The organism is Geoglobus sp. (genome assembly GCF_054018175.1).
Map to the genome: position 1 here is coordinate 1 of NZ_JBPLZQ010000051.1, position 9,089 is coordinate 9,089.

Here is a 9,089-nt window from a genome sequence, read left to right on the forward strand (position 1 = left end):
TCATGCTGTATAATGTGGAGAGGTGGTTATTTTGACAGTCCCGCTAACTGGTAGAGACTATTCAATCATAATTGAAGCAATAAATCGTGCAAGCATATTTTCAACCCAAGAAAAGAAAGAGGTCAAAGAGAAGATAAATCAAATGAAATTAAACAGATTGAGCGAAAGTGAGCAGGGCGAACTTGTATTAAAAATCTTGGCAGCGTTGCAGGACTATACAATGCAATTTAAAGGTGTAAAACTCAAAGACTTGATTGAAAGTAATTCTAAAGACAAAAGCATCACCATCCAATGGACGCCGGGAGATCACATCACCTTAACTGAGTACTCCCTGCTGAGCCTCAAGAATGTTTTCAAAAAGAATATACCAGATTCGAGAATCAATACAATCTCCGAAGCTGCCGATGATCCGGATTATCCACCATGGAACAATTACGACCACCATGGCAGTCTGGCAGTATATAACGTTGAACAATTAGCGGAATTGGCGGAAATCTACTACTCCAATGGCAACATTCAAGCTGGTGACGAAACGCTGGGCAAAGCTACCCACTATATGTGCGATCTCGGCAATCCTTGGCATGCAGTTGGGTTATTAAATCAAGATCTGGTGACTCATGTAATGTACGAAGATTGGGTACACAATCGCATCAGAAATGGATGGTATGACTATCTCGCTAACTTAAATTGGATTGTAATCTCATCACCGTCAACACTTGCAAATGATTTGAAAGACATTGCTGCGTCGAAATATGAAAGACTTCACTGGATAATGATTTCGGATCCAAACTGGGAAAACAACTTAGAACTTCAAGTGACGACAAGCATGCTTCTTGAAGAAACCGTCGCTCACAACATGGGTTTAATAGAATATGCGATCGACTGAAGACTATGGAGCTGCAGAAATACTTACCCTACCTCGTAATTTTTTTGATCCTAATCATATTTTTGAACTACTTCCCTCATCCACCGTTCCCTTCTTATTGCAGCTACACGGTAAAAATTTCGTCAGACAATAACACGACCTTAAAACTTTATCTGCCTGTACCTATGAACGAGAAAGGCGAAATCATTCTTGAAAGGAAAAGTGGGCCAGGTGTATTTCGGGACGCTTCTAATATATTCAATTTCCTGAATAACGGGAGGATCGTTGAAACTGAAAAGGGTGAGATGTTCGAAATAATAACAGAGCTGAATTCTAATGAGATCCTCCTTCTTTCCGATGTCTTTAAGGATTGCGATGTTGAGCTTTCGGATCCATTCAACAACTCCATCGTGCTTCGTCCGGCGGAGAACATAACGAAAACCTTTGACGGCAGGGATCTGAGCGGAAACAGAGTAAGGGAATGGAAGTATTACACTTGGATTTACAGGGAGAGTGGGGCAAATCTGACTGTCAGGCTCGAGTATGAGGCGAGCACACCTTACAGCACGTGGAGGAGCTTACTGGGTTTTATTCTGCAGAACGGGCATTATGAGATAATGGGTGAGGTGAATGTACCGAAGGGAGAGGGGTGGGTTGAGGTGAATCTAAGGGTTAGCTCTGAGGAGTGGTAAGGGGAATGAAAGTAAACATAAGGCGTGGAGATAAAACAATTAGCTGGAAACAACCTGTTCGATGTAATAAATGCCATTTCAAGAATCCTGAAGAACTTGATAGTCCATCGGAGTTAGCTGGAAGGTTTTGTGGGGTTGTAACTTTGGGGGTGTTGGTTTTGACAATCTTACGTTGTACACCATATAAACTTTCTGACCATGTTTTGAGAAAATAAAATTCTAAAAATAATTTTGAAAACTCTATCATAAAATTTTTACGTCAGAAAGCAGAACACCATGTGTCGGGGGTTGTGGTGTAATGAGAAGAGCATTTGCGGTGCTGGTGGTTATGGCTGTGCTTGGCGGTGTTATTGGCCATGCATATTACAAGGCAGACTCAGAGGAAAATGACCATTCAGGAGAAGACAGTGAAGAATCCAGAAGAGAATGTGGTGGTTCTCCAGAACAAGTTAAATGCGGAGAACTTCCTGAGTTCAACAGCGAGAGTGACAGGCAGAACTGGCTCGCCAAACTTGACACTCTTGGAAAAAACATCGAGGTCAAGGGACTTTTGAGCCGGTACTTCCATCCTGACGGGCCCATAACGGCCTATGGCTACGATGACAGTGGCTATTTTGTTGTCACCTTTGAAAAATGCTCTGAGGTGGATAGGGGCCAGATGGACACAATATACGAAATAATCGAAGAAGAGGCAGAAAAGCTGGGAATGGAGAAAGTTCCAGTTCTCTTCAGGTTTGAGGCTTTCCCATCTGCAGATAACGCGCGAGGGTGAGATCATCTTTTCGAGCGTCCTGCCCTACACAAGACTCGCAAGGACCTACCTCAAAAACAGGTTCCTGAGGAAATCACTTCCATTCGTTTTCGCTCACATGGTGACCTTCAGGTGCAACATGCGGTGCCACTACTGCACATACTGGAGGATGGGCGGGGAGGAGATGGGGTTTGGCGAGATTGTCAGGGCTCTTGAGGAAGCCTCAGACCTCGGAATTGCCACATACACCGCCACTGGAGGGGAGCCGCTTCTGCGGGAGGATGTTGGCGATATAATCTCCACCACCAGAGATTTCGGATTCCATACGACTCTCGTCACCAACGGTTTGTTGTTGAGGAAGCGTGACACCGGCAATCCAGATCTGCTAACGGTGAGCCTCGACACCCTCGAAAGGGAGAAATTCGTTAGAATAACGGGAGTTGACGCTCTTGAGAGGGTGAAGGAGAACATAGCGTGGGCCTGTGAGAGGTTCAGGGTTAACATAAACGTGGTAGTGCATGAGGAGAATGTGGACGAGATTTCAGGGCTTGTTGAGTTTGCTGACTCGGTTGGAGCGGGAGTAACCTTCGAACCTGTGTCAAGCTATTTCGCCGGATGCCCTGAGATCCCCAAAGAATCTATGAGGAGAGCCTTCGCCAGAGTTTTGGAGCTGAAGAGAGACTACAGGTGCATATGGAACACCAGGAGATATCTTGAAATCGTGGCATCGGGAAGGAAATTTCAGTGCCTCCCACACCTGCTGCTGAGGGTGAATCCAGATGGCAAGGTGATCGCTCCCTGTTATGAGGTTGAAAGCAGAGTGGTTGGAGATCTTCGGGCCGAGAGTCTTCGAGATGTTGTCGAAGGCGAGAGGTTCGTCAGAACGTGGAACTCTTACAGAAACTGCGGGAAATGTTACCTTTTGTGCTACGCCGAGCCATCCATAGCGTTTTCAGGATTTCTGATGGCCATTGAATCGGTGGCTGAGCTGATCAGGATGCATATGCAGAAGATGAGTTTTGGGAGGTCTTAGATTCTCCAAACATGTTATATGCTCTCAGCAGAAATTCCAACCATGCGCTCAATGTCATCCCTCGACATCTCGATCGTACTTCGGGAAATAAGAGACGACGTGATTGGGGCGAGGGTGGACAAGGTTTACCACCATGTCCCGGACGAGATCAGGATAAAGCTCAGGGGAAGGGGTAGGGTGGACCTTGTGATAGAGGCGGGAACCCGCTTCCACCCGACCCAGTTCCCAAAGGAGTCTCCCCGCTTCCCATCATCGTTCGCGATGCTGCTGAGGAAGCACCTGGAGAATGCGAGGTTGACGGCGATAGAGCAGCACGATTTCGACAGGGTGGTGATTCTCACCTTCGAAAGAGAGGAGAAAAAGAGGATCGTGGCGGAGCTGTTCTCTAAGGGAAATGTCATCCTCACCGACGAGAGCTACAGGGTCATAATGCCGCTCAATCACACGGTGAGGGTGGGCGAGACCTACAGGTTTCCGGAGAAAAGAGTCACACCACTCGACGTAGAGAGCGCCGACGACCTCAGGAAAATTCTGGGTGACAGAGAGATAGTGAGGGAGATAGCGTCGAGGCTGGGAACAGGAGGACTTTATGCCGAAGAGATCCTCCACAGAGCAGGGATCGACAAGAGGAAGAAGGCGAGTGAACTGGGCGACGAGGAGCTCGGGAAGATAGTCGAAGAGATGAAGAAACTGTTTCAACCAGAGGAAATAAAGCCCCACATTGTCCTAGAAAACGGAAAATACCTGGACTACCAGCCCGTGGAGCTCCTGAAGTATTCCGGCTACGAGAAAAAGTACTTCGAGAGGTACTGGATGACGATTGACAGCTTTTTCTCAGCAAAAGCCGTAGAGAGGGTTGAGGAGAGGGAAAGGAAAAGCGAAGTCCTCGAAAAGCTGAACGCCAGGCTTAAAAGCCAGATAGAGGCTAAGGAGAGATTTGAAAGAGAAATGGAGAAGAACAGGAGAATTGGAGACCTGATCTACGAGAACTACACCATGATCGAGGCGATACACTCGGCATTTCTGAAGGCGAGGGAGAATAAGGGGTGGGACGAGATCGAAAGGATCGTCAGGGAGCAGCAGAAGGACGGGAAGCTGAGGGAGGTCAGGGGAATAGTCCCAAAGGAGAACGCTGTGGACGTGGAGGTGGATGGGCACGTCATCAGGCTGTGGCTGAACAGGTCCATTCCAGAGATCGCCGAAGAGTACTACAGCAGGGCCAAGAGGTTCAGGGAGAAGCTTGAGGGTGTTTTGAAGGCGATTGAAAGGACGAAGGACGAGCTCAAGAGGGCGGAGGAAATAGAGGAGAGGAAGATGCTGTCCAGCATAAGGGTTGCAAGGAAGAGAGAGTGGTACGAGAGGTACAGGTGGTACATAACCTCCGAGGGTTTTCTGGTGATAGGAGGCAGAAGTGCAGATATGAACGAGGAGGTCGTGTCCAAGCACATGGAAAGCAAGGACCTCTTCTTCCACACGGAAATGCCGGGAGGAAGTGCGACGATACTGAAGAACGGGCAGGAAGCTGGGGAGAATAGCATAAGGGAAGCTGCTGAATTTGCGGGAATATACTCTGCCCTCTGGAAGGAGGGCAAGCACAGCGGGGAGGTTTACTACGTCAAACCGGAGCAGGTGAAGAGGGCTGCAAGACCAGGTGAGTACCTTCCGAAGGGCAGCTTCTTCATAGAGGGCAGGAGGAACTACGTGACCGTTGAGATGAGGGCAGCAATAGGAGTGGACATATCCAACCTCAGGCTTCTCGGAGGTCCGGTGGAGGGTGTGAAGAAGCACTGCGACCACTACGTCGTCATAGAGATCGGAGACGTGGAATTCAACCAGTTCAGCATTCAGGTGGCCAGGAAGCTCGTTGAGGTTGCCGATGACGAGGAGAAGCACGTGGTGAGGGGCATTGCCACTCCAGACGAGGTCGCAAAGTTTCTGCCTCCCGGAAGGTCGAGGATCGTGGAGGCTAAATAGTTCGGGAAAATGATAATAACGTTTCCACACTGATTTTAGTTATGGAGCCAGAGCAGCCCAAGTTCAGGTCAGATTTAAAGATCACTGTTTTCTACCACGGTGAGTTCGGCGAGAGATTCATCGCGAATCTCATGAACTACAGAAACTCCTGCCCCTCGTTCGGGGCGTGCAGCATTGACGGCTGCGTGCAGTGCAAGGAGAACGTCTACAGCTTCTCCAAGAACATCGTGGCAACCTTCGGAATGATTGACCCGATGAACATGCCGGACTTCATCGAGGATGCAGACGAGTTTCTGCCAAAGGAGATCCCCAGAGCGGACATCGCGATAGCCATAAACCTCCATCCCGACATCCTCATCGCCCTCCCCGAAAAACTGGCCGAGCTCGGCTACAGGGCATACATAGTGCCGGTTGAAGAGCCAAGGTGGTGCAGTGCCGGACTCGCGAAGCAGATTAAGGAGAAGTGTGAAGAGCTGGGCCTTGAGTTTGCCGCTCCAAAGCCCTTCTGCGTTCTCAGGGAGAGCCCGGAGCATCCCACCATAAACCGCTTCATCAGAGAGATGGGGCAGGGGTACCCCAGGTTCGAGATCGAGGTTGAGGAGAACAACGGCAGGAAGAGAATAACGAGCGTAAGGATAATCAGGAGTCAGCCCTGCGGGTGTGCGTGGTACGTGGGAATAAAGCTCAGGGAGCTTGAATTCGAGACCATGAGAGAGCTCTGGGACGTTGTGGCCGAGGCGCACCACAGCTACCCGTGCACTGGGAGCATGGAGAGGGACAACGAGTACAACGAGACTATACTCCACATAGCTGGATACGCTGTGAGGCATGCGGTGAATCAGGCCCTTGGCTACGAGGGAGACGAGGACATACCCGAGCACATCCAGTGGATAATCTACGGAGATGACAGGAGGTAAGGCAAACTATTAATCCTGTAAAATTCAACATCTCACATGCACGTCAGAGCGGGTGGTGTTGAGGTTCATGTTGAGGGAAGGGGGAACATCCTCTTCATCCACGGCGCGGGGATGAGTTCCGAGGTATGGGGCAGGCAGCTTTCCGCCCTCAACGCGATGGCCGTGGACCTGCCGAACCACGGGAAGAGCGGTAAGCTGGACGTGAGCAGCGTTGGAGACTACGCAGAAGTTCTTATCGAGCTCGTCGAGGAGCTCGGCATTGAGCCGGTGATAGCTGGCCACTCCATGGGCGGGGCCATCGCTCAGGAGTACGTGCTGAAGGGGGGTAAGGCCAGGGGGCTGATCCTGATCGGCACGGGTCCGAAACTTCCGGTAAATCCGAAGCTCATCAGGGGGCTTGAAGAGGACTTCGAGGGGATGGTCGAGAAGCTCACTAAGTGGCTCTTTGCAAGGGACTTTGAGGGGAAAAAGGCCAGAGAGCTCGCAAGGCAGATGATGCTGTCAGCCGGGAAGGACCTGCTCGTTCAGGACTTCAGGCTGTGCGACGCTTTCAACATCGAGAGGAAGTACGAGAACGGCGAGGTGAGGATTGACGTTCCAACGCTGGTAGTGTGCGGGAACGCTGACGTCATGACCCCTCTCGAGTACTCGGAATTTCTCAGGGAGCACATAGAAAACTCAAAACTTGCGGTTGTTCACGGCGCAGGCCACATGGTGATGCTCGAGAAGCCGTCTGAATTCAATAAATTGGTAAAGGATTTCTCAGAGAGAATTGGCTGATCTTATCTTCTCGAGCAGCTTCTTCTTTTTCTCGCAGTCCACCAGACTGTGTTCGAGCACCTCATCTATCCTCGAGACTGCCACAATCTCAATCCTGTTCTCGTGCTCTGCATCAAGCAGCACATCGTCCATGTTGTCCTTCGGGATTATCACCTTCCTCAGTCCGGCCTGTATTGCCGCCTCGATTTTCTGGGTGACTCCACCTACTGGAAGCACGTCTCCCTTAACCGACAGACTGCCAGTCATGGCGACGCTCTGATCGACCTCGATCCCCTCGAGGGCGGAGATCACGGCAGTTGCGATGCTTATGCTTGCCGAATCCCCCTCAACACCCTCGTACGTTCCAACGAACTGTATGTGCACGTCGTAGTTGGACATGTCCTTTCCGATGATCTTCTTGATTATTGCGGAAACGTTTATCACCGCCTCTCTTGCAATCTCCTGCAATCTGCCAGTTGCAATTATCCGGCCCTCCTCCTTGCTCATCGCCGGAGTTATCTCCGCAATTATCGGCAGAACGATTCCGGCAGACTCGCCAATCACCGCGAGCCCGTTCACCCTGCCGACAGTCGTTCCCTCCGTCACGAACAGCCTGTAGTCCTTCCTCCTCTCGATGTACTTGTCGGCAAGCTGCTCCTCGATGCTCTTCGCAATCTTCTTCGCCTTAAGCACGTGCTCGACCGTGACGTACCTGCTCCCTTCAGAAATGGCTATGTCTCCTGCGGTCCTTATTATCCCTCCGAGCTCCCTCAGCCTGAGCGTCAGGTGACCTCTCCTCCCCGCTCTCTTCTTTGCCTCCTTGATAATCTCCGCCACAGCCTCTCTCGTGAAGTGGGGTATCTTCCCGTCCCTGATGACCTCCTGAGCAACGAACCTCACGAGCTTCCTCCTGTTCTCCTCGTTGTCCTCCATGGAGTCGTTCATGTAGATCTCGTATCCGTAGCCCCTTATCCTGCTCCTGAGCGCGGGGTGCATTCCGTAAAGGGCGTCGAGATTTCCAGCCGCGACGAGTATGAAGTCACACGGCACGGGCTCTGTCCTGACCATTGCACCGCTGCTCCTCTCGCTCTGACCGGTTATCGGGAACTTCTTCTCCTGCAGGGCCGTTAGGATTTTCTGCTGGGACTCTATCGTCAGGGTGTTGATTTCGTCGATGTACAGCACGCCCTTGTGGGCTCTGTGGATCGCCCCGGCCTCAACCCTCTCGTGGGCTGGAGTCTCGAGCCCACCGGACTGGAACGGGTCGTGTCTGACGTCTCCAAAGAGTGCGCCAGCGTGGGCACCGGTAGCATCCTCAAAAGGTGCAGTCTGTCTGCCGGCGTTGTTGACGAGCAGCTTGGGAACGTTCTTCTCCTCCCTCGGAAGCATGTAGCGGGCGAGCATGAAGATCATCACCGCGGCGATGATGCCCCAGAGGATCTGGTTCTGCAGGAACGAGTAGGCAATGACGAAGAACACGAGGGTGAATAGGAACATGTTCCTCGCCTGCTCCTTCTTCATCGCCTCCTGCTTGTAGGCATCGACGATCTCCTTGCCCTTGCCCGCAGGAACGGTTCTGATTTTTGGCTGATTCGGGTCTTCAGGGTTCGGATAGACGAGAATGTCCTCCAGCTCCTCCTTTGGGAGGAGCTCTGCCATCGCCTTTGCGAGCATAGACTTTCCGGTTCCGGGTGAGCCGATGAGCATCACGTGCCTCTTCTGCACTGCCGCTTTCCTAATCGCCTCGACAGCATGATCCTGGCCTATAACCTGGTCAATGAGCCGTTCCGGAACCTCTATTTCCTCGGTGGTTTCGAACTTCAGGTTGCCAACAAGCTCATCCACGCTTTCCGACATTTGCATCAAACTTGTTTGAAAGGTATTTAAATAATTATCCAACCTTTACTCCACGACCAGGTCCTCGAACCTCAGCTCCCTTTTAATCCTCTCGTAGAACTCCTTCAGAAACCTGTGTCTTTCCTGGGCCATCTTCCTGCCAGTTTCGGTGTACATCATGTCTCTCAGCTTCAGCAGCTTTTCCTCGAAGTGTCTCAGGGTGCTCTCCAGATCCCTCCCCTTTTCCCCGGAGTACATGAAC

The 9,089-nt window shown here is 51.0% G+C and carries 8 protein-coding genes and 1 pseudogene; 7 read left to right on the top strand and 2 right to left on the bottom strand.

Annotated elements, in window-relative coordinates; translation table 11 throughout:
* The first annotated feature begins 31 nt into the window (after positions 1-31).
* From ACXJJC_RS04040 to ACXJJC_RS04070, 7 genes are all read left to right on the top strand, one after another.
* On the top strand, positions 32-886 hold the full coding sequence (locus ACXJJC_RS04040) for a phospholipase C/P1 nuclease family protein (protein WP_456369550.1): 855 nt from the start codon (positions 32-34) through the stop codon (positions 884-886).
* A 164-nt stretch (positions 887-1,050) separates the two neighbouring features.
* Positions 1,051-1,557 carry a hypothetical protein gene (locus ACXJJC_RS04045; protein ID WP_456369551.1) on the top strand — a complete coding sequence of 169 codons (507 nt, stop codon included), beginning with the start codon at positions 1,051-1,053 and terminating at the stop codon, positions 1,555-1,557.
* A 298-nt stretch (positions 1,558-1,855) separates the two neighbouring features.
* On the top strand, positions 1,856-2,329 hold the full coding sequence (locus ACXJJC_RS04050; protein WP_456369552.1) for a hypothetical protein: 474 nt from the start codon (positions 1,856-1,858) through the stop codon (positions 2,327-2,329).
* Complete coding sequence (locus ACXJJC_RS04055; protein WP_456369553.1) at positions 2,292-3,341, top strand: radical SAM protein; 1,050 nt, start codon at positions 2,292-2,294, stop codon at positions 3,339-3,341. The genes ACXJJC_RS04050 and ACXJJC_RS04055 overlap by 38 nt, the downstream gene beginning before the upstream one ends.
* 42 nt (positions 3,342-3,383) lie before the next feature.
* Entirely contained in the window at positions 3,384-5,315 is a 1,932-nt protein-coding gene (gene rqcH / locus ACXJJC_RS04060) for a ribosome rescue protein RqcH (protein WP_456369554.1), read from the top strand.
* A 41-nt stretch (positions 5,316-5,356) separates the two neighbouring features.
* On the top strand, positions 5,357-6,232 hold the full coding sequence (locus tag ACXJJC_RS04065) for a DUF166 domain-containing protein (protein ID WP_456369555.1): 876 nt from the start codon (positions 5,357-5,359) through the stop codon (positions 6,230-6,232).
* A 36-nt stretch (positions 6,233-6,268) separates the two neighbouring features.
* Positions 6,269-7,012: an alpha/beta fold hydrolase gene (locus ACXJJC_RS04070; protein WP_456369556.1), complete on the top strand. Its 744-nt coding sequence runs from the start codon at positions 6,269-6,271 to the stop codon at positions 7,010-7,012.
* Here the strand turns inward: ACXJJC_RS04070 and lonB are convergent.
* Together lonB and ACXJJC_RS04080 are read right to left on the bottom strand one after the other, a co-directional pair.
* Positions 6,995-8,848 (bottom strand): ATP-dependent protease LonB, encoded by a 1,854-nt coding sequence (gene lonB / locus ACXJJC_RS04075; protein WP_456369557.1) that lies wholly within the window; start codon positions 8,846-8,848, stop codon positions 6,995-6,997. The genes ACXJJC_RS04070 and lonB overlap by 18 nt on opposite strands.
* A gap of 45 nt (positions 8,849-8,893) precedes the next feature.
* Positions 8,894-9,089: pseudogene (locus ACXJJC_RS04080) on the bottom strand (HD domain-containing protein); the annotation flags it as partial.

Excerpts from the sequence above, each read along its gene's own strand:
- rqcH (WP_456369554.1), top strand. The coding sequence starts at position 3,384 with ATGCGCTCAATGTCATCCCTCGACATCTCGATCGTACTTCGGGAAATA.
- ACXJJC_RS04065 (WP_456369555.1), top strand. The coding sequence starts at position 5,357 with ATGGAGCCAGAGCAGCCCAAGTTCAGGTCAGATTTAAAGATCACTGTT.
- lonB (WP_456369557.1), bottom strand. The coding sequence starts at position 8,848 with ATGTCGGAAAGCGTGGATGAGCTTGTTGGCAACCTGAAGTTCGAAACC.
- ACXJJC_RS04070 (WP_456369556.1), top strand. The coding sequence starts at position 6,269 with ATGCACGTCAGAGCGGGTGGTGTTGAGGTTCATGTTGAGGGAAGGGGG.
- ACXJJC_RS04045 (WP_456369551.1), top strand. The coding sequence starts at position 1,051 with ATGAACGAGAAAGGCGAAATCATTCTTGAAAGGAAAAGTGGGCCAGGT.
- ACXJJC_RS04050 (WP_456369552.1), top strand. The coding sequence starts at position 1,856 with ATGAGAAGAGCATTTGCGGTGCTGGTGGTTATGGCTGTGCTTGGCGGT.